This is a genomic window from Amycolatopsis sp. WAC 04182, assembly GCF_003947465.1.
GTDB lineage: Bacteria > Actinomycetota > Actinomycetes > Mycobacteriales > Pseudonocardiaceae > Amycolatopsis.
Genome location: NZ_QHJJ01000008.1, coordinates 163880 through 185935 on the forward strand (window position 1 = coordinate 163880; position 22056 = coordinate 185935).

The following is a 22056-nucleotide window of genomic DNA, read 5'->3' on the forward strand; positions in this document are numbered from 1 at the left end:
CTTGACATACCGACCGTCGGTTGGCTAACTTCGAAGAAACAAACCGACGGTCGGTATTGTTCGTGAGCAAGGTGGCATCATGCGTCTGACCAGTTTCTATCCCGTTCTCATGACCGGGAAGATCGCCGAGACCCGGGACTTCTACCGCGACCACTTCGGCTTCGAGCTCACCTTTGAGGCCGGCTGGTACGTCAGCCTCAAACGCGGCGAATGGGAGCTCGCGATCCTCGCCCCGGGGCACGACACCATTCCCGCCGGAGCCGGGAAAGCCGTGCAGGGACTGTTGCTGAACTTCGAGGTCGAAGACGTCGACGCCGAGCACCGGCGGCTGGTCGTGGAGGCGGGGCTCCCCGAGGCGCTTTCCCTGCGCAGCGAGGACTTCGGGCAGCGGCACTTCATCGTCGCCGACCCCAACGGCGTGCTGATCGACGTGATCCAGGAGATCCCGCCGACCGGGGAGTTCGCCGAGCAGTTCACCGACGAGGCGCTCCCGCGCTGACGACGACCGCCACCACGAACAGTCCACAGGCGACTGCCGCCGACACCTGCAACCCAGTCGTGCAGGCGACCTTGGCGGCATCGAGCACTTCGCCGGCTAAACGCGAAGTGAGACCGGACGTGGCCGCTTCGGCTTGGGCGGGCCCCGACAAGGCGAGTTGCCGCGCCGGTTCCGGTACGCCGGCCGGGACGGCCAGGTGTCCCGCGTACACCGCGGCGGCCAGGGAGCCGAACACCGTCGTCCCGAAACCGGCGCCCAGTTCGTAGCCCGTCTTCTCCACCGCGGCGGCGCCGCCCGCCTGGTCCGCCGAGGTCGCCGAAAGCAGGGTGTCGGTGCTCGACGTGAGTGCGAGCGCCATCCCCAGGCCCAGCCCGGTCAGCCCGGCGCCCAGCAGTATCGGTGACGTCAGCGCGGCCGACCCCGCCGCCGGGACCAGCAACGACACCGCCGCCACGGCGAATCCGGCCGTGCGGACCCGGGCGTTGCCGAAGCGTCCCAGCAGCGACGGGGTCACGACACTGCCGACCGCCGAAGCGCCCAGCACCAGGAGCAGCCGACCAGCCGCCGCGGTGGGCGAAAGCCCGAGCACCACCTGGAGGTACTGGGCGAACAGCAAGCCGAGCCCGACGAGTGTGCTCATCACCAGCAGGACCCCGCCCACCGCGGCACGCACTCCCGGCCGCCGGAAGAGGGTGAGGTCCAGCAGCGGCGGATCGGTCCGGCGCTGGCGGCGCAGGAACAGTCCGATGAGGACACAGCCGGTCGCGCCGGAGGCGACGGCCGTGGGCCACGCGCCCGGATGTCCGACGGCGAAAGCGATCCCGAGGACACCGCCCGCGGCGAGTGCGGCGCTGGTCGCGTCCCACGGCCGTCGGCCCGGCCGAGCGCGGGGGAGCCACCGCAGCGCCAGGACGACCGCAGTCAAGATCACCGGCGGATTCAGCAGGAACGTCGCCCGCCAGCCCCATGCCTCGACGAGCACTCCGCCGAGGATCGGCCCGAACACCGATCCGGTGCCCGCGATCCCGCTGCACACCGCGATCGCCGTGCGGCGACGCCGCTGGTCCGGGAACAGTTCCCGGAGCAGCGACATCGTGACCGGCATGATCATCGCGCCGCCAACGCCGAGCACGGCGCGGAACGCCAGCAGCGCCGGGACGTTCGGCGCGAACGCGCAGCCCAGCGACGCGATCCCGAACACGACATACCCGGTGATCAGCACTCGTCGCCGTCCGTACCGGTCGCCGAGGGTGCCGAACGGCAGCAGCAGCGGCGCGGCGGTCAGCGGGTAGATCGCCACGATCCACACCTGAGCCGCCGCGCCGGGCCGCAACTGCCGGACGAGGTCGGGCAACGCGACGTGCAGCACGGTCGCGTCGACCGCCACGAGGAAGAGCCCGGCGCCGAGTACCGCCAGCAGCGGCCAGGCGCGGTCGACCGCTCGCTCGGCCCGGGCCGTGGTCACAGAAGTCCCGTCAGATGCCTCGCCACCACATCGACGTGGGGCGGGTCGACGACCGACAGGTGATGCGCCTCGACCGGCACGATCTCCAGCCCAGGACACAACTCCGCCCAGCCCGCCGCGAGATCGGTGCGGGAATACCGCGGTTCCATCGCCAGTCCGGCCGCGTACTGCTCGGTCGCCCGGTAGAGCACGACCCGTCCGTCGTAACGGCGGGGCGTACCGCGTTCGGCCGCCAGCGTGTCCAAAAAGGACTGACGCTGGTGCCGGAGCACGCCGGGGCTGAGCAAGCCCGCCTCGGCGACGCGCCGCATGGTCAGTTCGATCTGCTCCTCTTCGGGCAGCGGGGCCAGTTCTTCGTGACCGAGTCGCACTTCGCGGCCGTAGGTTCCCTCGACATAGCCGGTGAACCGCAGGAACCGCCGGGCGGACGACGCCCGCGGGTCGAGGTCCGGCTCCGGGAGCGGGAGCATGGTGTCGATCAGCACGACGAACTCGACCTCTTCGCCTTCTTCGGCGAGCCGCGCGGCGACGCCGTAGGCCAGCGCCCCGCCGAACGACCAGCCCGCGAGCCGGTACGGCCGGTCGCGACGCTGTTCCCGTACCAACGGCAGCAACTGCTCGACGCGGTCTTCGATGCTGACCCCGGGAACGCGTTCGAACCCGACGCACGGCACCGAGGTGGGCAGCCGGTCCAGTAGCGGCCGGTACACGGTGCAGGTGCTGCCGCCGGGGTGGAATAGCAGCAGTGGCGCCACTCCCGCTTCGCCGGGAGCGAGGACGTGCACCGGACCTCGCTCCTCCCGCGTGTCGAGGACGGCGCGGGCGACGTCGGCGATGGCGGCGAGCGAGTCGTGCCGCCGGAGTTCGGCGGCGGTGACAGGCGTGTCGAGTTCGATGCTGAGCGCTTCGGCGAGCAGTTCGGCCAGCCGGTCCGGCGTACCGGTTTCGGTCAGCCGAACCTGCGTGCCGGTCGCTTCGATCCCGGTATGTTCCTGCCACAGCCGCAGGACCAGACGATCCGCCGCGTCCCAGGCTCGGCCTCGGGACGGCAGCGGTTCCTCGTCCTCACGGGGTGCGAGATCGCGGCTGAGATCGGCGAGTGTGGCGCCGCGGAGCACGCTGACGGCGTCGGGTTCCGTCCCGAACTCCCGGCGGACAGCCTCCTTGATCCGGTTCGCCATCAGGGAATCCAGCCCGAGTTCCACCAGCGGGACGTCGGCGTCGAGGCGCTCGGGACGCAGCCCCATGACGGCGGCGACGATCTCCGTCAGCCGGTCGCCTCCGGCGGTCCGCGCCGGTTCGGGTTCCGGTGTGCGTGCCGCGAACGCCGGGGCTTCTTCGGTGGCGGTGTACCAGTGGCGTTCGTGCCGCCACGGCATCGGCGGGACGTCGACCAGCCGGGCGCCGTCGTCCGGATCGGAGGTCGTGATCCGGGTGCCGGCGCAGTACAACTCGGCCGCGGCGGCGCCCAGAGTGCGGACCTCGTCCTGGCCCCGGCGCAGGGTTCCGGTGACGACGGCGTCGTGGACGCCCTCGGCTTCGAGCGTCCTCGACACCGAGCCCCGCAGGATCGGATGCGGCGACACCTCGAGGAAGACGCGGTGCCCGTCCGCGGCGGCGGCCGCCACGGCCTGCCGGAACCGCACCGGACGGCGCAGATGCGCGGCCCAGTACCCGGCGTCGAAGTCCGGCAATTCCCGGGGATCGGCCAGAACCGTGTCGTACCAAGGCACCGTCGGGCGGCGGCCGCCCAGTTCGACGAGTGCCTCCCGGAGCGCGGGCAGCACCGGGTCGACGCGGGCGGAATGCCCGGCGACCTCGACCGGCAGCCGTCGCGCGGTCAGCCCGGCGGCTTCGAGTTCCGCGACGAGCAGGTCGAGCACGGTCGCGTCCCCGGCCACGGTCAGCTGCCCCGGCGCGGATTCGACGGCGAGTTCGATGTCGGGGTACAGATCCAGTTCCTCCGGCGCCAGTTCGACCGCCGCCATCGCGCCGCCCGGGCCGAGGGTGCCCAGGAGCCGGGCGCGGGTCGCGACCAGGTGGACGGCCTCGTCGGGGGTGAGCACGCCGCTCACCACGGCGGCGGCCGCGGAGCCGAGCGAGTGCCCGACGACGGCCGAGGGCCGGACCCCGAGCGCCTCCCACTGGGCGGCCAGCGCGACCTGCGTCCCGAAGATGGCCGTCTGGGTTTCGGGCAAAGACAGGGGATCCGCGCTGGTGAGCAGCGCGCGCAACGAGCGGCCGGTGTGCTCGGTGAACAGGTCGTGCAGCTTGTCGACCTGCGCGGCGAACGCGGGTTCGGCGCGCAACAGCCCCTGCCCCATCCCCGGCCACTGCGAGCCGTGACCGGAGAACACGAAGACCGGGCCATCGGTGCTTCCGGCGGTGCCGGTGACGGCGCCCGCGGGCAGCGGATCGGCGCCGGAGCCGACGGCGCGCAGCAGGACCGCCAGTTCGGCGGTGTCGCCCGCCACGACGGCGGCACGGTGCGGTCCGCCGTTGTCACGCCGGGACAACGTGTGGGTGACGTCGGCGAGGGAAAGCGACGACGTGGATTCCAGCCAGTCCGCCAGCTGCGTCGCCCGTTCGGTGAGGCGGTCGCGGGTGCGGGCGGACAGCAGCCCGATCCGGACGTCGGCGCGATCCGGCGACGGTTCCAGCGCCGGCGCCTGTTCGAGGACGACGTGCGCGTTGGTCCCGCCGAACCCGAACGCGGACACTCCCGCCGTGGCGCGGCCGGAGCGGCGTGGCCATCGCGTCGGCTCGGTGACCACCTTCAGGCGCAGGTCGTCGAACGGGATATGCGGATTGGGGTCGGTGAAGTGCAGCTGTGGCGGCAGTTCGTCCCTGGTCATCGCGAGGACGACCTTGATCAGCCCGGCGATCCCCGCGGCCGCCTCCGCGTGCGCGATGTTGGTCTTCACCGAGCCGATCAGCAGCGGGGCGTCGGCGGGGCGGTCCTTGCCGAGCACGGCGCCGAGCGAGCGGGCCTCGATCGGGTCACCGAGCAACGTGCCGGTGCCGTGCGCCTCGACGTAGTCCACAGTAGACGGATCGAGCCGGGCGCTGTGGTACGCCGTGCGCAACATGTCTTGCTGGGCCGCGGGATTCGGTGCCGCCATACCCTGTGACCGGCCGTCGGAGTTGACCGCGGTGGAGCGGATCACCGCCAGCACCCGGTCACCGTCGTACTCGGCGTCCGCCAGCCGCTTGAGCACGACGACGCCGCAGCCCTCGGCACGCGCGATACCGTCGGCGTCCGCGGCGAACGTCTTGCACCGGCCGTCCCCGGCGAGCAGGCCGGCGGCGGCGAACGCGGCGGTCGGACCGGGCAGCAGCATGAGGTTCACGCCGCCCGCCAACGCCAGATCCGCCTCGCCGTCGCGCAGCGCGCGCACCGCGTGGTGCACCGCGACCAGCGACGAGGAGCAGGCGGTGTCCACCGCCATGCTCGGCCCGCGCAGATCGTAGACGTAGGAGAGCCGGTTGGCGGCGATACTCCCGGCGGCACCGGTCGCGGTCCAGAGATCGACGCCACCGCGCGACATCGTGAGATGCCCGTAGTCGTGGGTCGAGATCCCGGTGAACACGCCGGTCCGGCTGCCGCGCAGGGAGGCCGGGGCGATCCCGGCGTGTTCCAGCGCGGCCCAGGCGACCTCCAGCAGCATGCGCTGTTGTGGGTCCATTGTGGACGCCTCGCGCGGCGTGATGCCGAAGTGGTCGGCGTCGAACCCGGCCACGTCGTCGAGGAACCCGCCGACGATCGGTGCCGCGTCGGCGTCCCACCGGCCCGGCGGCGCGATCCGGACGGCGTCCCGTCCGCTGCGCAGCAGCTCCCAGAACTCGTCGAGGCCGTCCGCGCCCGGCCAGCGGCAGCCGAGGCCGACGACGGCGACCGGGTCGGTCCGGCGACGGTCCGTACCCGTCTGCTCCGGTTCGGGCTCCGTGCCGCCGGTGAGGGAGCGCGCCAGATGCTCGATGGTCGGGCTTTCCCACAGCAGGGTGGCCGGAAGCGGGGTGCCGAGCAGATCTTCGAGATCGGCGGCGATACCGACGGCCTGGCGGGAGGACAGGCCATAGTCGCTGAGCGGGCGGTCGGCTTCGAGCCGGGCCGCGTCGACGCCGGTGTGCCCGGCGACGGTGTCGAGCAGCCAGCGGCGCAGCGCCGGGGCGTCGAACGTCGGGTTTCTCATCGCACCAAGGCCTTTCCGTAGTCGCCGGCGAGGTAGCGGTCGCGGCAGGCGCTCCGCGCGATCTTGCCGCTGGAGGTCCGCGGGACCAGGCCCGCCGGAACGAGCACGACGTCACGCAGAGCGAGGCCGTGCGCGTCGGAGACCAGCCGCCGGATCGATGCTTCGAGCGCCCGTTCGTCCTCCGTCGTCAGCGCGGTGTGACCGCGGTGCTCGGCGACGACCACCGCGGATTCGGTGTCGGTGCCTTCGATGGCGAACGCGGCGACACTGCCGGGGCGGATGTCGCGGTCGGCCGAGGCCGCGGTCGCTTCGACGTCCTGCGGGTAATGGTTGCGGCCGTCGACGATGAGCAGATCCTTGATCCGTCCCGCGATGTAGACCTCACCGTCGTACCGGACGCCGAGGTCGCCGGTGCGCAGCCACGGACCCGCGGGCAGGTCCCCGTGGTCGCCGGTCAGCCGGGCGCCGAAGGTTTCGGTGCTCTCCAAGGGTTTCTGCCAGTAGCCGGTGCCGACGTTGGGGCCGTGGACCCAGATCTCGCCGACCGCGCCGTCTTCCAGCGCGACGCCGGTTTCCGGTTCGACCAGCGCGACGTGCTGCCCCACCGGGACACCGCAGGCGACGAGCCGGAGCCCGTCGTCCGCCTGCCGTGCCGTTCCCGCACCCAGCGCGACGCGGTCGAACGTGGTGACCCGCGGGGGGACGCCGGGGCCGGTGGTGACGAAGACGGTCGCCTCGGCGAGCCCGTATGCGGGCCGCGTCTTGTCCGGGGTGTACCCGACCTCGGCGAAAGTGTCATGGAACCGGTCGAGCACTCCAGGGTTGATCGGCTCGGCGCCGTTGACGATCGCGGCGACGCGGTCGAGGCGGAGCTTGGCGCGGTCCTCCTCGCGCACCCGGCTCGCGGCGTAGTGGAACGCGAAGTTCGGGGCGGCGCTCCAGCTCGCGTTGTGGTCGCCGAGCAACTCCAGCCAGCGCACCGGGCGCTCGATGAAGGCCAGCGGGTCCATCAGCACCGACCGCATGCCCATGGCCAGCGGCGTGATCAGGCCGAGGACGAGACCCATGTCGTGGAACAGCGGCAGCCACGACACCGTGGTCCCCGCCGGATCGATCCCGAGCCCGCGCACCGCCTGGCTGACGTTGGCGAGCACGTTCGCGTGGGTCAGCACCACTCCCGCCGGGCTGCGGGTCGAACCGGACGTGTACTGCAGGTACGCCACGTCGTCCGGCGCCGGGGCCGGGGCGGGCCACGCGCGGCCGGGCCCGGTGGGCTTGTCGGCCGCGACGACGGCGACGTCTTCGCCGCCGGGAAGGCCCACCAGGAACTCGCGGACCGCGTCCACCGACGCGGAGGTGGTGACCACCGCGGTGGGGGAGCAGTCGGTCAGCACCGCGGCGAGCCGTCCGGCGTGCCCGGGCAGCCCGGGGTCGAACAGCGGCACGGCGATCGCACCCGCGGTGATCGCGCCGAGGAACGCGACGACGTACTCGGCGCTCTGCGGGCACAACACCGCCACCCGGTCACCAGGTCCGACGGGCAGCGCCGCCGCGACGGCGTCGACGCGCTCCCGGAGTTGCTTCCAGCTCAGCGTCTTCCGGCGTCCGGCGCGCTCGGCCGAGAAGTCGGCGAAGGTCAGCGCGGGCCGGTCGCCGTCGGTGTCCGCCCAGTGCCGGAGGCAGGCGGGGAGGGTGGGGCCGGCCGTGGCGGGCAGGTTTTCGGGGGCCAGGGACATGGCGTCTCCTCGGGGTTCAGGGGATTCAGCGGCCGAGCGGACCAGCGGCGTGCCGCCAGGCGGCGACGGCGAGGGCGTCGAGATCGAGGCCGGTCGTTCCGGCGTCACGAAGCACGACCAGTACGTCGTCGGCGGCGATGGCGACGGTGCGCAGACGCAGTCCCGGCAGCTCGGGGGGCTGTCCGGGTAGCGTCAGGAGTTGGTGGTAGGAAAGGGTTTTCGCCCCCGCAATGGCGGGACCGGGGTGGACGGTGACGGTCGACACCGCGGTACCGGCCGCGTCGTCGACCGTCACCTTCGAGCACCGCCCGGCCTGACCGGCCCATGCCGCCAGATCGGGCGGGTTCGTCGTACGCGCGACGAGTTCGGAGACCTGGCCGCCGGGCACGGCGGACTGGAAGCCCTGGCCGGTGGCACCGGCGCCGACCAGCCTGCCGTGAACGACGTCCTCGCATCCTCCGACGTCGACCCTGCCGCTCCGCCCGCGGTCCGAGGTGGACAGTGCCGACGCCACGTCGAAGCCGTCGCGCGCGGACGCGCCCGGGACGGTTTCCGGCGGCAGCAGGGCGGCGGGCGGAACAGTGGGGGAAGGCGGTGCGGGCGCCGCCTGGATCGATTCTCCGGGAGCGCCGGAAATGCTCAGCAACGCTGCTGCGGACAAGATGAGGGCGCGAATTCGGGCAGCCATGAATAGCCCTTTCGGAAGGGTCCTGATGGGGTCTGGTCCCTTCGGTGGGACGCGGGGCGCCGGGTCGCGTGAGGGGACGCCGAACCCGGGCGGCACGACGAAGGCTACGACGGGAAATCGAATACCGGAAGGTGTCAAGAGAACGTAAATGTCCTTCGTGTACAGGGTGTGACCTGCGGGTTCCGGAATTTTGGCTGGTGCGCGAGCCGGTCTGGTACTCCCGTGCCACAGTTCTTCACTGTCCGTGAGCGACGGGTCACCCTGATGGGGGATGCGGGGGCATTTCTTGTTTCCCTGGCATTCATATTGTCCTCCCGGATTGTGGGCAGGACAATTGCCTGGAAGGGGTCCGCCCGCTTACCGTGTCGCCACCTCTGATTTTCTTTCTCGGGTAATCGCCGTCACATTTTCGAATTCGATCGAACGACCGGGACAAAGGATTACGTATGCGCACTACTTCGAGGCGGCTACGGGCCGTCGCGTCGCTGGCGGTCGCGATGTGCTTGCTGCCGAGCGTCGCCGCGGCGCCGGCGCGGGCCGAGAGCGGTGTCCCGGACGCCCGTGCCGACGACGGCTCGCACGTCGTCGCCCAGACCACTGTGGACGGTGACCCGCGGATGCTGGATCTCACCGTGCGCTCGGTCGGCGTCGGAAGCTACGCGATGGTCCGGCTGATCCTGCCGTCGCGGTGGGAGGCCGAACCGGAGCGGAAGTGGCCGGCGGTGTATCTGCTCGCCGGGGAGACCCGTCTGCAGGACTACCGCGGCTGGACCGCCAATACCGACATCCGGAAACTCGCCGACGACGCCGGCGCGCTCGTGGTGATGCCGGGTTCCGGTTCCGCCGGCTTCTTTTCCGACTGGTGGAATTACGGCAAGGACGTGGTGCTCAATCAGTGGGAGACGTTCACCGCGGTCGAGATCCCGCAGCTGATCGACCGCGGCTATCGCGGGGACGGGCGACGGGTCGCGGCGGGGCTCTCGCTCGGCGGCTACGGGGCGGTGGAACTCGCCGCCCGGCGGCCGGGGGTGTTCCGCTTCGCCGGGTCGTTCAGCGGCAACCTCAATCCCACCGGCCCGTACGGCGAGCTGCTGACCAGCGCGATCGTCGCTTCTGCCAAGCAGGATCCCGAAGCGCTCTGGGGTGACCGGCGGCGCGAGTCGTCCCGCTGGGACGCGCACGATCCGCTGGTGAACGCCGATCGCCTCCGCGGCACGGAGCTGTATCTGTCCACGGGCAACGGCCTGCCGGGGCCCTTCGACGGGAAGCTCCCGATCGACGTGCTGCCCGGCGCGATGCTGCTCGAATTCCTGTGCTCCGGCCAGACCACCGCGATGGCGGCCCGGCTGAACCGGCTCGGCGTCCCGGTCATGACGGACTTCTATGGGCCGGGCACGCATCACTGGGCGTACTGGCAGGACCAGCTGCACAAGACCTGGCCGAAGATGCTGCGGGCGCTTTCCGCGCCGGTTAAGGCGGGGGAGACATCGTGACCCGTCCGTCCTTTGTGGTCACCGGCGCGTCGAGCGGGATCGGCCGGGCGTGCGTGGCCGAACTCGTGCGGCGGGGCGCCCACGTCTGGGCCAGTGTGCGTACCGACGCGGACGAAACAGAACTCGCCCGTGTCCACGGCGAGGCCGTCACCGTACTGCGGATGGATCTCCGCGATCCGGCGTCGATCGCGGCGTGCGGTGAGAAGGTCGCGGCGGCGGGTCCGCTCCGCGGTCTGGTGAACAACGCGGGGATGGCCCGGCCGGGACCGCTGGAACACGTCCCGCTCGAAGACTTCCGGCAGCAGCTGGAGGTCAACGTCACCGGTCAGCTGGCCGTCACGCAGGCGATGCTGCCCGCGCTGCGCGCCGCGCCGGCCGCCAGGGTGGTGACGGTGGGATCGATGGGCGGGCGGATCGCCGGGCCGATGGTCGGGCCGTATCACACGTCGAAGTTCGCCCTGGTCGGCTTGACCGACAGCCTGCGCGCCGAACTGGCCCCGTCCGGGATCGGCGTCGTCCTCGTCGAGCCCGGCGCCGTCGCGACGTCGATCTGGCCGCGTGCCCGCGCCGCCGCCGAAGAGGTGCGTGCCGCTCTGCCGGAAGTCGCGCGCGAAAGGTATGCGGCGCAACTGGACGAGGCCGAGCGCAGTGCGGAGCGGTCCGCGCGGAACGGCGTGCCACCCGAGCAGGCGGCGCGAGTCGTCGTCCACGCGCTGACCGCGCGGCGGGTCGCGCCGCGGTACTTGGTCGGCAGGGACGCGCATATCGCGGCGGTACTGGCGAAACTGCCGTTCCGCCTCCGCTACCGGTTGACGGCGGCGAAGCGATGACCCGGCTCGTCGTGATCGTCGCACCGGGTTCCCGCGGCGACGTCCAGCCGTGCATCGCCTTGGGGCGTGGTCTCGACGGCGATCGGGTGCGAGTGCTGGCGGCCGAGCGGTTCCGCACCCTGGTGACCGGGCACGGCCTGGATTTCGCGCCGCTCTCCGCAGACCCGAGCGAGATCCTCGGTTCGGACGGGGGACGCGAATGGACCGAGGGACGCACGCCCGCGGCCTTCCTGCGCGGGTTGCGCGGTGCGCTGGCTCCGGTGATGGAACGTCTGCTCGCCGATGTCCGCGAGGGAGCGGCCGGGGCCGATCTCGTTCTCGCCCCGACGCTCGGATTCCTCGGCGCGCACCTGGGTGCCTCGCTCGGCGTCCCCGACGTCGAACTGCACTACCAGCCCAGCGTGCCGACGCGGGCGTTCGCGCATCCGCTGGTGCCGTGGGCCGCCAAGGCCGGGCCGTGCGGCAGGCGGCTGAGTTTCCACGCCGTCGACGCCGTCGCGTGGCAGGTGCTGAGGCCGGAGGTGGACCGGTGGCGCGAGCGGTCGCTGGGCTTGCCCGCGGCCGGTCTCCGCGGGCCCCGGCGATCGGAAACCCCGGTGCTGTGCGGTTTTTCCGACGCGGTCGTGCCGCGGCCGAAGGACTGGCCCGCGAGGGTGCACGTCACCGGGTACTGGTTTCTCGAGGCGCCCGCCGCGTGGCGGCCGGACCCGCGACTGCGTGATTTCCTCGCGTCCGGGCCGCCTCCGGTGTACGTCGGTTTCGGCAGCATGCGGCCGTCGGAGGCGGAGCGGACGTTCGCCGCCGTCCGCACCGCGTTGCGCCGAGCGGGGTTGCGCGGCCTCCTCGGGACCGATGCCGCGTCCGATGACGATGATCTGTTGACGATCGGCGACGTTCCGCACGCGTGGCTGTTCCCGCGCACGGCGGCGGTGGTACATCACGGCGGCGCGGGCACGACGGCGGCCGCGTTGCGGGCAGGCGTGCCGGCGCTGGTCTGCCCGGTCTTCTCCGATCAGCCCTACTGGGGTGACCGGGTGTTCCGGCTCGGTGCCGGGCCGCGACCGTTGCCGCTCCGGGATCTCACCGCGGACTCGCTGACCGCGCGGCTGCTGGAGCTGTCCGGCAACCTGCTGTTCCGCCGCGGCGCCCAGTACGTCGCCGGGCGGCTGAGGGAGGAAGACGGGGTGGCGCGGGCGCGGGATGTCCTGCGGGAGCTCGGCTAGCGTTGCTCCGCGAGGTGGGCGACAAGGCGGCCGAAGCAGGACTGCCAGCCTTCGTTGTGGCTGTCGCGTTCCGCGACGGTCTCGAAGATCGCCTGGTGGAACGCCATTTCGGTCTTGCCGTCGAGGTCGGAGAGGACGACCGTGACGAGGGTGTCATGCCCGCGGGAGCCTTCCGGTTCTTCCCAGGCGAAGCTGAAGACGAGCCGCTCCGGCGGGACGATCTCGTGATAGACGCCCGATGCCCAGAGATCCGTTTCCCCGTCGCTGATACAGATGCGCCACCTGCCGCCCTCGGTGAGGTTGACGGTGCAGGACTTCGCGGTGAAACCGGCCGGACCCCACCATCGAGCGAGATGGTCCGGGTCGGTCCACACGCGGAAGACGAGCTCGCGGGGAGCGTCGAGGAGGCGGGTGATCGTCAGGTCGGTCATCGAAGTCTCTTCCGCAGAGGCAATCAACCAAGAGGTTAATCAACGTACTGGTTGAACTGTAGTGGTCGTGTCAAGCGGCGAGGCGCGACTCGCGTGCTTGAAGGCGTAACTCGCGTGATTGGAGGCGTAACTCGCCCGGCGCCGTGTTACGCCTCCAATCACGCGAGTTGCGGCTGGAAGCACGCGAGTTACGACTTGGCGCACGTCCGGAACTCGCCGCGACTGTCGGTGCCGGTCCGTACGGTCGCAGTCATGACTCTGCGCTCGGCACTCTGGCTGCCGATTTTCGACGAACTGGCCGATCCGGCGATCATCGCGCGTCTCGCCGCCGAAGCCGAGGAGGCGGGCTGACACGGCCTGTTCGTGTGGGACCACGTCCGCTGGCATGAGCCGGTGCGGGCGATCGCCGATCCGTGGATCACTCTCACCGCCGTCGCGTCCGCCACCGAGAACCTCGCCATCGGTCCGATGGTCACGCCGCTCGCCAGGCGCCGTCCGGTCAAGCTCGCCCGTGAGACGGCCACCCTTGACCAGTTGAGTGGCGGAAGGCTGATCCTTGGCGCGGGGCTCGGCAGTGACCGCTTCGGCGGGGAGTTCTCGAAGACCGGCGACGAGGTGGACGACCGCAAGCGCGGCGAGATGCTCGACGAGTCACTCGAGATCCTCACTGCCGCCTGGTCCGGGGAACCCGTGCGGCACCACGGCGTGCACTACACCGTCGACGACATCACCTTCCTGCCTCGGCCGGCGCGGCCGATCCCCGTCTGGCTGGCGGGCTTCCCCGGGAAGGCGAAGCCGATGCGCAGGGCCGCGCGGTACGACGGGTTCTTCCCGGTGCACCTGCCGCACGCGGACGAGTTCGCCGAGGTGGTCGAGACGATCACCGGGCTGCGCGAAGACGACGAGAAGCCGTACGACTTCGCCATCGGTGTCCCCGCGGGCACGGATCTCGCGCCCTACGAACGGGCGGGCGCGACCTGGTGGATGGCCGAATTCCCGTGGGACGACCTGTCCGTCGACGCGGTGCGCGGCGTGCTGCGGGAGGGCCCGGCTTGACCCACCCTTTAACTACTCTTTACCAAGTGCGATACTGGACCGGCGAGGGGAGTACTTCCCAAAGGTCTGCCCGGTCAATACGGACGCTCCGCTGGTGTCCCCGGGAGACCGCCCCGCAGGGGTGAAGGAGACCTCGAACTTCGAGTTCGAGGAGGCTTCATGCCCGAGTCCGTGGCAACCGTGGGATCGCCGGGGTTGTGGGCGATCAGCATCGCCGTCCTGGTCGCGCTGCTCGTCGTCGATTTCGTGGTGACCCGCCGTCCCCACGAGGTGTCGATGCGGGAGGCAGTCGGCTGGTCGGTCTTCTACCTCGCGCTCCCGGTCGTGTTCGGGCTCTGGCTGTGGCTCGAGTTCGGCGGTGGCCAGGCGCTCGAGTTCATGACGGGTTTCGTCGTCGAGAAGTCCCTGTCGGTCGACAACCTGTTCGTCTTCATGCTGCTGCTCGCCGCCTTCGCGGTCCCCGCGGCCGTGCAGCAACGCGTGCTGCTGTACGGCATCGTGGGCGCGCTGGTGCTTCGCGGCGTGTTCATCGCGGCCGGCGCGGCGATGCTGTCGGCGGGCACCTGGGCGTTCCTCGTGTTCGGCGTGATCCTGCTCGTCTCGGCCGTCAAGATCCTGCGCGAGGCCATGTCCGACGGCCAGACCGAGATGGATCTTTCGCAGCTGCGGTCGGTCCGGTTGCTGCGACGGCTGATGCCGGTCACCGACGACTATCGCGGCACCCGGCTCACCGTGCGTGAACACGGGCGCCGCGCGCTCACCCCGCTGGCGGTCGTGGTCGTCGCGGTGTTCGCCACCGACGTGGTGTTCGCGGTCGATTCGGTGCCCGCGGTCTACGGCATCACCGAAGACCCGTACCTCGTGTTCGCCACCAACGCCTTCGCGCTGATGGGCTTGCGCGCCTTGTACTTCGTGCTCCACTCGGCACTCGCGAAGCTGGTCCACCTGAACCACGGCCTCGCGATCATCCTCGCCTTCATCGGGGTGAAGCTGGTCCTGCACTGGGCACACGGGATCTGGCCGTCGGTGCCGCAGGTCCCGACCCCGGCCTCGCTGGGGGTGATCGTCGCCGTCCTGGTCACGGTTTCGTTCACCAGCTTGTACGCGCGCCGTCGTGAAGCCGCCAAGGCGGCACAGGAGTAAGCGATGATCACCGCACTCGTCGTCGGTTTTCTGCTCGACCTGGCGGTCGCCGCCCTCTTCCTCGCCGCGCTGTTCCTGGTCTTCGCGGCGATGCGGCCACCGCGCTGACCTCAGGGGAAGCGGATCACGGTGATCCCGGCGAGCACGAAGAAGACGAGCACCACCAGGGTGCCGCTGTGCCCGCCGGACGAACTGGTCACCACCTGCTCGACGGCGCCGGTCAGCCGTACGCCGCAATCGGCGACGACGGTGTGCCTGCCCGCCTCGATCCGCGTGAACTCGACGGCCGCGGTGAAGGCGCCGGTGCCGTCGGCGTAGGCGCCTCCGACACGTTCGCCGTCCGACGTCAGCGTGACCCGCTCACCGGGTACGCACCCCTTGCCGGTCGCGGACAGGGGGTCGCCGGGCTGCACGCTCGGCCGGTCGAGGACCAGGTCGTCCGGACCCGGCGGGGTGCTGCTCGACGAAGGAAGGTCGGTAGGCGGCGAGGGAGTGTCCGTTGTGGACGGTGGCGCGGTCGTGGGCGGCGGTGTCGTCGTCGTGGTGACCGGGGTGGTGGTCGTTCCGGGTCGGGTCGGGGTGGTGACCGGGACGGTCGGCTTCGTCGTCGGGGGCACCTTCGTCGTCGGCGGCGCCGTGGTCACGGTCCCGGTCACCTGGAAGGTCGCGCTTCCGGTCAACGGCTGACCGGTCCGCGCGTTCGTACATGTGCCCGTGACCGGGTGGCCGCCGGGTGCCGCGCTGCCCGGCACCGTCGCCCCGGTCTGTCCACTGGGGGCGCTGACCGACGTAATGGCCGTTCCGTCCCAAGTGAAAGAAATCGGTCCTTTGCACGGAGAGAAATTCCAGGAAATGGTGAACGAACTCCCCGCGGGGCCGCTCGAAGGTTTCAAACCAACCGTGGACTGATAAGGGGACTGCTGCGCATTTCCCGCTCCCACCTGGGAAAGCAGGAACAACAACCCGGTCACGGTGCCGAATATCAGGCGAACCACGATACGCATTGGGACGTCCCTCTCCGGTAAGTACTCGCTGTAGCATTCCGGACCAGTCGGATTACGCAAACAGGGGATGCGCAAAATGGGACGTGTCATCGCGGCAGGGGTTGCGTTGGGTCTGTGCGCGGTCCTTTTCGGCTCGCCACCGGCCGTCGCGGACAGCGGCGGACTCGACCTGGCGGTCACCTTCGACGACCGGCCGATCACCAACGCCACGGTGATGATCGATCCGGCGAAGCAACTCGAACTCACCGTCACGGCGAGCAACAGCGGCGGCACCGCGATCAAGGTCCGTAGCGTGCGGGTGTCCGGCGTGGCGCTCGCCCTGACCTTCTTCGCCTACGACACCACGGCGCCGTTCGAAGTCCCCGCGCACAGTCGCGTCACCAGGACGTTCGTACTGGACATGGCCGACCTCTCCGGCCAGGCGATCGGGCTGCTCCCGTCGACGGTCGAACTGCTGGACGCCCAGCGCGGCACACTCGGTGAGGCGACCACGGTCGCCGACATCCGCGGATCCTTCTGGTCCGTCTACGGCGCTTTCGGGCTCGCGATGCTCGTGCTCACCGTGCTGGCGTGGCTGACGGCCCTGCTCGCGCTCGCCCGCCATCGCCTTCCCGCCAACCGGTGGCGCCGCGGCCTGCGTTTCCTGCCCGCCGGATTCGGCACCGGGCTCGTCGCCGTCGTCTCGCTGTCGGTGCTGCGGCTCGTCCCGCCGGAGCCCGCGATCGAGATCCCGGTGGTCCTCGGCGCCGCCGTCATCGCGTTCCTGCTCGGTTACCTGACCCCGCATCCCTCGCCGGGGCCCGCCGACGATGAGACGGCCCGCTTTCCCGACTCCACCAAGGAATTCAACCGATGAGCGCACCCGCCGAGGTCGTCGCCGCGCTGCCGCAGTACGAGATCGGGCCCGCGATCGGCCAGGGCGGGATGGGGGTCGTCTTCGCCGGCGTCCACCGTTCGCTGCGCCGCGACGTCGCCATCAAACAGCTGCCGTGGGACGTGCTGAACCACGCCGCCAGCAGTGAGCTCTTCGACCGCGAAGCGCGTGTGCTGGCCAGCCTCGACCACCCGCACATCGTGCCCGTGTACGACTACGTGCGCACCGGCCGCGAGCACCTGATGGTGATGGAACGCCTCGACGGCGGCACCGTGCACAGCCGCTTCCACAGCGGGGAGATCGGCGGCGAACAAGCCTGCGCGATCGGGCTGGCGATGCTCGCCGGGCTCCACGCGGCGCACGAAGCGGGCGTGCTGCATCTGGACGTCAAGCCGAAGAACCTGCTCTTCACCACCCAAGGCGTGATGAAGGTGGCCGACTTCGGCATCGCGAAGGTGATCAGCGAGGGTGCCACGCTCGTCACCCACGGCGGCGAGGTTCTCGGCACACCCGCGTACATCGCGCCCGAGCAGGCGATGGGCAACGCGCTGAGCCCGGCGGCCGACGTCTACTCGGCGGGCACGGTGCTCTACGAACTGCTGTCCGGCAAGCTGCCGTTCGACAACACCCGCGGCGCGATCAGCATGATGCGTCAGCACATGTTCACCGATCCGCGCCCGATCGACGGCGTGCCGTCGCCGATCGCCGGGGTCGTCATGCGCAGCCTCTCGCGCGAGCTCGACTCCCGGTATCGCGACGCGGAGACCTTCGCGGCCGACCTCGCCTCGGCCGCCACCACCGTGTACGGACCGGGCTGGCTGGAACGCTCCCGGGTGCCGGTGCGGCACCTCACGCCTCGGGTGATCTCCGCCTTCGGCGCACAGGTCCCGGCCGGAGACGGCCCGACCAGACCGGTGCACCGCCCCGCACCGGATCCGACACTGTCGGCGACCCGCGCGAGCTTCGAGCCCGAGTCCCGCTCCGGTGCGGTGCTCTGGTTCCGAGTGGCCGCGGCGGCCGCCGCGATCGCGCTCGTGGCGCTCACCCTGCTCACCCCGGAACGCCTGCCGCACGAGGCCACGACACTGAAGATCGACGGTGTCGCCGCCTCGTCGGCACCCGTGGACCTCAGCAAGACGTTCGCCGTGACGGGGAGGGGCGCCCGAGACAGGTGACCCTTGCGCTTTCGGCCGCTGGGATCCCGCTCGGATCCGCGTCGGCGGTGCCGAAACCCGAGGGCGACGGTTTCCGTGCCGATCTCGCTTTTCCCGGGCTCACCCGCTGGATCGTCGGCGGAGCCGTCACTGCGACCATGACGGCCGACGGCGTCCCGGCGACCTTCGCCGTCGTCACGCGGCAGCATCCGCTCGCGAGCGCGCTCGGCGCGGGCAGCCTGATCCTCGCCCTGTTCGCCTTGGCGTACCTGGAATCCGGGCTGCGGACCATCCGGAACGGTCACCGCTGGCGGGGCGCGCTCGTCGGCGGCCCCGTGCTCGGCCTGCTGTTCGGCGCGTCGGCGTGGCTGTGCGTGTCGGTCCTGCGAGTACACGAGCCCGCGGTGCTGTTCGGTGCCGGCTGCTCGCTCGCGGGCGCGGTGGCGACCGGTTTCGTGGTCGCGGCCGCCCGCGCCCGGCGCATGCGCTGAAGCACGGGGGCCGCCCCGAACTCGGGATCACGACTTGCGGTGCTTGCCTTCGTCGTCGGTGACCTCGAACTGTTCCTTGCGCACCTTGCCGGAGACCGTCTGGTCCTCGGTGACGGTCTCGGTCTTGAGCCTCGCCCGTTCCACCGCGACGGTTTCCTTGTTCACCACCGGTTTCTCGGCGTGGAGCACGACTTCCTGTTCGTCCTCGGCGATCTCGGCGCGCTCACCGCCCGGCTTCGTGATCGGCTCCCGTTCGATGCGCACCTCCTCGTGGCTGACCGGAACGGTGACCTGCTGCTCCTCGGTGACGACGTACTTGCGCAGCCGGACATGGCCGGTTTCGACCTGTTCGGTGCCGACGTTCAGCCGCTCCTCGGACCGGGTCATGGTGGGCTCGGCGTCGCGGTTCTTCTTGCCGGTGCCCGTTCCCGTGTCCATGCCTGTCCTGGGTCGGCCGGCGTCGCCCCGGCCCTGCGCCCGGTCGTCCATCCGGCCGTCCGGCGAGGTCCGCGGCATCGGCAGGCCGTAGTGCCGGTAGAGCTGCGCGCTCTCCTCGGCGGACAAGTGGCCGTCGGCCTCGATCCGGGGTGCGTCGGTGACCGCGTCCTTGTCGACGCGGACATGCACGCCGTCCTGGTCCGCATGCGCTCCGGAGAGCGGAACGAAACTCTCCTTGGTGCCGAACAGGCCCGTCTTGACGGTGATCCATTCCGGCTGGCGCGTCGCGTCGGCGAGGTAGACGTTGCCCACCTTGCCGAGCTTGTTGCCGGTCGGGTCGACCACGGCACTGTCGATGAGTTCCTGCGGCTGCATGGTCTTCGCCATCGGTCCCGCTCCTCTCGGAAGATGCCTGCTGAGAAGCCCACCGTCGAACGGGCCGGTGATCATGGCAACCGTCGTGATGTACCTGAGGGTGACCCCTGAAAGTGGTGGTTTGAAGCCGTGATCGCGGGCTAGGAGAGGCGTGTCGTCGCAGGTGGAAGGGGGTCTCCATGGGGTGACCGGTAGTCGTGGGGGATGGTGCGAACGTGTGGTCCCGAAAATCGGATGCGGGGATCCGGAGACGTGGCCTACCCTCGTGATCGTGATGCAGCAACTGCTGTTCCTCTGAGGAACGACGCCTCCACCGGTACCGCGAGCCGCGATACCGGACTTCGTTCTTCCTGCTCATCACCTTCACCGGAGGCAGTTCCTTCATGTCATCCCCTCTTTCGCCCGCGCCTGTGCGCGCGGCGCACGTCCGCCTGTCCGGCGTCCACCTCTCCTTCGGGGGAAGGCCCGTCCTCGCCGGGGTCGACCTCGTCGCCGCCGCGGGCGAGCGTGTCGCCATCGTCGGGGAGAACGGTCGTGGCAAGACCACGCTTCTCCGGGTGCTCGCCGGTGACCTGGCCGCGGACCGCGGCGAGGTGCACCGTTCCGGTTCGGCGGGGGTCGCCGACCAGCAGATTCCGCTCGGGGCGACCGACACCGTCGGCGCGTTGATCGACCTCGAACTAGCCGCCGTCCGCGGCGCGCTGGCCCGGCTCGAGGCCGCCACCGAGGCGCTCAGCGACGGACGTCCCGGAGCCGACGACGCTTTCGCCGCCGCGCTCGAAGAAGCCGAAGCCCTCGACGCGTGGGACGCCGACAGGCGGGTCGAAGTGTCACTGGCGGCCTTGAACGCCGTCGACGACCGCGACCGTCCACTCGGGACACTGTCGGTCGGGCAGCGGCACCGGGTCCGGCTGGCCTGCCTGCTCGGCGCCGGGCATCCGGTCCTGCTGCTCGACGAGCCGACCAACCATCTCGACGCGGCGGGGCTCGACCATCTCACCGAGCGGTTGCGCGCGCATCCGGGCGTGGTCGTCCTGGTCAGCCACGACCGGGCTCTGCTCGCGGACGTCGCCACCACGGTGATCGACCTCGATCCGTCGAGCGACGGACGGCCGCGCGTCTACGGCGGCGGGTACGCGGCCTACGTCGAGGCCCGTCGAGCCGAACGTGCCCGCTGGGAGTCGGCACACGCCGACCAGATCGCCGAGCGGCAACGGCTGGCCGACGACCTCTCCGCCGCGCGGAACCGGTTGCGGGACAACTGGCGGCCGCCCAAGGGCACCGGCAGGCACGTCCGCGCCACGCGCGCGCCCGGTCTGGTCCGCGCGGTCCACCGGCGGCAGGAAGAACTGGCCGAGCACGTGGTCGCCGTTCCACCCCCGCCCGCTCGGTTCGCCATGCCCGAGCTACCGGCGCACGGAGGCGCGACGCTCCTCCGAGCCGCCGGGGTGACGGTGGCCGGACGGCTCGCGCGTCCGGTCGATCTGGTGCTGGAAAGCGGCGACCGGCTGGTCGTCACCGGCCGCAACGGCGCGGGCAAATCGACGCTCCTGTCCGTGCTGGCCGGGGAGTTGGAGCCCGGAACCGGCACGGTCACGCGATCGCGGTCCGCGCGGATCGGCAGGCTGGGCCAGGAATCCGAGCTGCCGGGCAGGCGGACGGCGATGGAGCTGTACGACGAACAGCTCGCCAGGACCGGCATTCCCGGGCCGGGGCTGGGCGAACTGGGACTGCTCGCCGGCTACGACCGGCATCGGCCGGTGGCCGAACTGTCGGTCGGCGCGCGGCGGCGGCTGGACCTAGCGCTCGTACTCGCTCGACGTCCGCACGTCGTGCTGCTGGACGAGCCGACCAACCACCTGTCCGCCGCACTCGTCGACGAGCTGACCGCCGCGCTCGAAACAACCCCGGCCGCGGTGGTGATCGCCACGCACGACCGGCAGTTGGCACGGGACACGGCGTCCTGGCCGAGGCTGGCGTTGTGAGCCGTCAACCGCGGTGGGCGAGGGTGTAGCGCACCGTCTGCGCCAGCACCACGCTCCCGTCGTGCTCGCGGAGCGGCTCGAGCTCCGCGAGCACGGCCTGGCGTACGGCGTCGAGGCGGTCTTCCGGGATCAGCTCCCAGAACATCCGCTGGCCGTGCGACCACGACCAGGTGATCCAGTGCCCGGGGTCGGCGAACTTCACCGGATAGACGCGTTCCACGGACGTGACCTCGGTGAAGCCCGCCGACTCCACGGCCTGGCCGAATCCTTCGATGGTGGCGAACAGGCCCGCCCTGACGGCCAGTGTCCAGGCCAGTTCCGGCGGAACGAACGGTTTGAACACCTCGCGCACGGCCGCCCACCGGGGATCGTCGGCGCCGAACGTGGTGACGCCCAGCCGGCCGCCGGGCGCGAGGAGGCGATGCCAAGACCGCAGGCCGGCGACCGGATCCGGCAGGAAGAACACCACGAACGACGCGAGCACGACATCGAAGGCGGCGTCGTCCAGCGTCGGTTCTTGGGCGTCCATAAGGGAAACCGAGGCGTTGGCTCCGCGCGCCTCGATATCCTTCGCGGTGCGCTCGACCATTTCCGCGGAAAGGTCGATACCCAGCACCGATCCTTCCGGGCCGACCCGCTCGGCCGCCGGGAACAGCACCGCGCCCCGGCCGCAGCCGACGTCCAGCACGCGCTCACCGGGGACGAGCCCGGCCCGGTCGAGCAGTTCGGTGGCGAACGCGCCGAAGAAGTCGACGCCGAGCGCGTCGTAGGTATCCGCCGTCCGGTCGAACAGGTGCGCCATCGCCTGCCGGGTGTAAGCGCTCATGCGCAGGACGATGGCCCGGCGAAAACGGGGTTGTCAAACGGATGCGGGGGATTTGTCACGCCGCTCCGAGTTCTGGTGACCGGCATTCGTTCCGGGGTGCCGGTTTCTTCGGCCGCCCGGCCGGGTGTGTTGCGAAAGCCACTTTCGCAACG

General features: G+C 70.9%; 17 protein-coding genes and 1 pseudogene. 10 read left to right on the plus strand and 8 right to left on the minus strand.

What is annotated here, in order from left to right; all coding sequences use genetic code 11:
- The first annotated feature begins 79 nt into the window (after nt 1–79).
- Nucleotides 80–499, plus strand: a complete 420-nt coding sequence (locus tag DMH01_RS35675; protein ID WP_125682744.1) for a VOC family protein — start codon at nt 80–82, stop codon at nt 497–499.
- On the opposite strand, the gene DMH01_RS35680 is transcribed toward DMH01_RS35675, so the two are convergent.
- Genes DMH01_RS35680 through DMH01_RS35695 form a run of 4 tightly spaced genes read right to left on the minus strand, consistent with a single transcriptional unit; the run spans nt 474 to nt 8581 of the window.
- Nucleotides 474–1964, minus strand: coding sequence for an MFS transporter (locus DMH01_RS35680; RefSeq protein WP_125682746.1), 1491 nt, complete (start codon nt 1962–1964; stop codon nt 474–476). The genes DMH01_RS35675 and DMH01_RS35680 overlap by 26 nt on opposite strands.
- Nucleotides 1961–6157 carry a type I polyketide synthase gene (locus DMH01_RS35685; RefSeq protein ID WP_125682748.1) on the minus strand — a complete coding sequence of 1399 codons (4197 nt, stop codon included), beginning with the start codon at nt 6155–6157 and terminating at the stop codon, nt 1961–1963. Before DMH01_RS35685 ends, DMH01_RS35680 begins: the two co-directional genes overlap by 4 nt.
- Nucleotides 6154–7893, minus strand: a complete 1740-nt coding sequence (locus tag DMH01_RS35690; RefSeq protein WP_199745748.1) for a fatty acyl-AMP ligase — start codon at nt 7891–7893, stop codon at nt 6154–6156. The genes DMH01_RS35685 and DMH01_RS35690 overlap by 4 nt, the downstream gene beginning before the upstream one ends.
- A gap of 25 nt (nt 7894–7918) precedes the next feature.
- Nucleotides 7919–8581: a hypothetical protein gene (locus tag DMH01_RS35695; protein ID WP_125682750.1), complete on the minus strand. Its 663-nt coding sequence runs from the start codon at nt 8579–8581 to the stop codon at nt 7919–7921.
- 446 nt (nt 8582–9027) lie between these two features.
- On the opposite strand from DMH01_RS35695, the gene DMH01_RS35700 reads away from it, so the two are divergent.
- Genes DMH01_RS35700 through DMH01_RS35710 form a run of 3 tightly spaced genes read left to right on the plus strand, consistent with a single transcriptional unit; the run spans nt 9028 to nt 12127 of the window.
- The gene (locus DMH01_RS35700; protein WP_125682752.1) at nt 9028–10074 is read left to right on the plus strand and encodes an alpha/beta hydrolase family protein; all 1047 of its coding nucleotides are present in this window, start codon (nt 9028–9030) and stop codon (nt 10072–10074) included.
- Nucleotides 10071–10904 (plus strand): SDR family NAD(P)-dependent oxidoreductase, encoded by an 834-nt coding sequence (locus tag DMH01_RS35705; protein WP_125682754.1) that lies wholly within the window; start codon nt 10071–10073, stop codon nt 10902–10904. Before DMH01_RS35700 ends, DMH01_RS35705 begins: the two co-directional genes overlap by 4 nt.
- Nucleotides 10901–12127 (plus strand): glycosyltransferase, encoded by a 1227-nt coding sequence (locus DMH01_RS35710; RefSeq protein ID WP_125682756.1) that lies wholly within the window; start codon nt 10901–10903, stop codon nt 12125–12127. Before DMH01_RS35705 ends, DMH01_RS35710 begins: the two co-directional genes overlap by 4 nt.
- On the opposite strand, the gene DMH01_RS35715 is transcribed toward DMH01_RS35710, so the two are convergent.
- Complete coding sequence (locus DMH01_RS35715) at nt 12124–12558, minus strand: SRPBCC domain-containing protein (RefSeq protein WP_125682758.1); 435 nt, start codon at nt 12556–12558, stop codon at nt 12124–12126. The genes DMH01_RS35710 and DMH01_RS35715 overlap by 4 nt on opposite strands.
- Nucleotides 12559–12921: 363 nt before the next feature.
- Between DMH01_RS35715 and DMH01_RS35720 the strand changes: the two genes are divergently transcribed.
- Together DMH01_RS35720 and DMH01_RS35725 are read left to right on the plus strand one after the other, a co-directional pair.
- The gene (locus DMH01_RS35720; protein ID WP_233621793.1) at nt 12922–13614 is read left to right on the plus strand and encodes an LLM class flavin-dependent oxidoreductase; all 693 of its coding nucleotides are present in this window, start codon (nt 12922–12924) and stop codon (nt 13612–13614) included.
- Nucleotides 13615–13773: 159 nt separating this feature from the next.
- Nucleotides 13774–14757 (plus strand): TerC/Alx family metal homeostasis membrane protein, encoded by a 984-nt coding sequence (locus DMH01_RS35725; RefSeq protein ID WP_125682760.1) that lies wholly within the window; start codon nt 13774–13776, stop codon nt 14755–14757.
- Nucleotides 14758–14867: 110 nt separating this feature from the next.
- On the opposite strand, the gene DMH01_RS35730 is transcribed toward DMH01_RS35725, so the two are convergent.
- Nucleotides 14868–15170 (minus strand): hypothetical protein, encoded by a 303-nt coding sequence (locus DMH01_RS35730; RefSeq protein WP_199745749.1) that lies wholly within the window; start codon nt 15168–15170, stop codon nt 14868–14870.
- Nucleotides 15171–15258: 88 nt separating this feature from the next.
- On the opposite strand from DMH01_RS35730, the gene DMH01_RS43400 reads away from it, so the two are divergent.
- The 3 genes and pseudogenes from DMH01_RS43400 (at nt 15259) to DMH01_RS35745 (ending at nt 18280) form a co-directional block, all read left to right on the plus strand.
- Nucleotides 15259–15444 (plus strand): hypothetical protein, encoded by a 186-nt coding sequence (locus DMH01_RS43400; RefSeq protein WP_233621794.1) that lies wholly within the window; start codon nt 15259–15261, stop codon nt 15442–15444.
- A 393-nt stretch (nt 15445–15837) separates the two neighbouring features.
- The gene (locus tag DMH01_RS35740) at nt 15838–16617 is read left to right on the plus strand and encodes a hypothetical protein (RefSeq protein WP_125682762.1); all 780 of its coding nucleotides are present in this window, start codon (nt 15838–15840) and stop codon (nt 16615–16617) included.
- Nucleotides 16614–18280, plus strand: a pseudogene (locus tag DMH01_RS35745) (protein kinase). Before DMH01_RS35740 ends, DMH01_RS35745 begins: the two are co-directional and overlap by 4 nt.
- 27 nt (nt 18281–18307) lie before the next feature.
- Here the strand turns inward: DMH01_RS35745 and DMH01_RS35750 are convergent.
- Nucleotides 18308–19105 (minus strand): DUF2382 domain-containing protein, encoded by a 798-nt coding sequence (locus tag DMH01_RS35750; protein WP_125682764.1) that lies wholly within the window; start codon nt 19103–19105, stop codon nt 18308–18310.
- A gap of 371 nt (nt 19106–19476) precedes the next feature.
- On the opposite strand from DMH01_RS35750, the gene DMH01_RS35755 reads away from it, so the two are divergent.
- Complete coding sequence (locus DMH01_RS35755) at nt 19477–21078, plus strand: ABC-F family ATP-binding cassette domain-containing protein (RefSeq protein WP_125682766.1); 1602 nt, start codon at nt 19477–19479, stop codon at nt 21076–21078.
- Nucleotides 21079–21082: 4 nt separating this feature from the next.
- On the opposite strand, the gene DMH01_RS35760 is transcribed toward DMH01_RS35755, so the two are convergent.
- Nucleotides 21083–21904, minus strand: a complete 822-nt coding sequence (locus tag DMH01_RS35760) for a class I SAM-dependent methyltransferase (RefSeq protein WP_125682768.1) — start codon at nt 21902–21904, stop codon at nt 21083–21085.
- Nucleotides 21905–22056 lie beyond the last annotated feature (152 nt).

Excerpts from the sequence above, each read along its gene's own strand:
- DMH01_RS35700 (WP_125682752.1), top strand. The coding sequence starts at position 9,028 with ATGCGCACTACTTCGAGGCGGCTACGGGCCGTCGCGTCGCTGGCGGTC.
- DMH01_RS35750 (WP_125682764.1), bottom strand. The coding sequence starts at position 19,105 with ATGGCGAAGACCATGCAGCCGCAGGAACTCATCGACAGTGCCGTGGTC.
- DMH01_RS35740 (WP_125682762.1), top strand. The coding sequence starts at position 15,838 with ATGGGACGTGTCATCGCGGCAGGGGTTGCGTTGGGTCTGTGCGCGGTC.
- DMH01_RS35760 (WP_125682768.1), bottom strand. The coding sequence starts at position 21,904 with ATGAGCGCTTACACCCGGCAGGCGATGGCGCACCTGTTCGACCGGACG.
- DMH01_RS35755 (WP_125682766.1), top strand. The coding sequence starts at position 19,477 with ATGTCATCCCCTCTTTCGCCCGCGCCTGTGCGCGCGGCGCACGTCCGC.
- DMH01_RS35725 (WP_125682760.1), top strand. The coding sequence starts at position 13,774 with ATGCCCGAGTCCGTGGCAACCGTGGGATCGCCGGGGTTGTGGGCGATC.
- DMH01_RS35685 (WP_125682748.1), bottom strand. The coding sequence starts at position 6,157 with ATGAGAAACCCGACGTTCGACGCCCCGGCGCTGCGCCGCTGGCTGCTC.
- DMH01_RS35695 (WP_125682750.1), bottom strand. The coding sequence starts at position 8,581 with ATGGCTGCCCGAATTCGCGCCCTCATCTTGTCCGCAGCAGCGTTGCTG.
- DMH01_RS35715 (WP_125682758.1), bottom strand. The coding sequence starts at position 12,558 with ATGACCGACCTGACGATCACCCGCCTCCTCGACGCTCCCCGCGAGCTC.
- DMH01_RS35690 (WP_199745748.1), bottom strand. The coding sequence starts at position 7,893 with ATGTCCCTGGCCCCCGAAAACCTGCCCGCCACGGCCGGCCCCACCCTC.
- DMH01_RS35710 (WP_125682756.1), top strand. The coding sequence starts at position 10,901 with ATGACCCGGCTCGTCGTGATCGTCGCACCGGGTTCCCGCGGCGACGTC.
- DMH01_RS35675 (WP_125682744.1), top strand. The coding sequence starts at position 80 with ATGCGTCTGACCAGTTTCTATCCCGTTCTCATGACCGGGAAGATCGCC.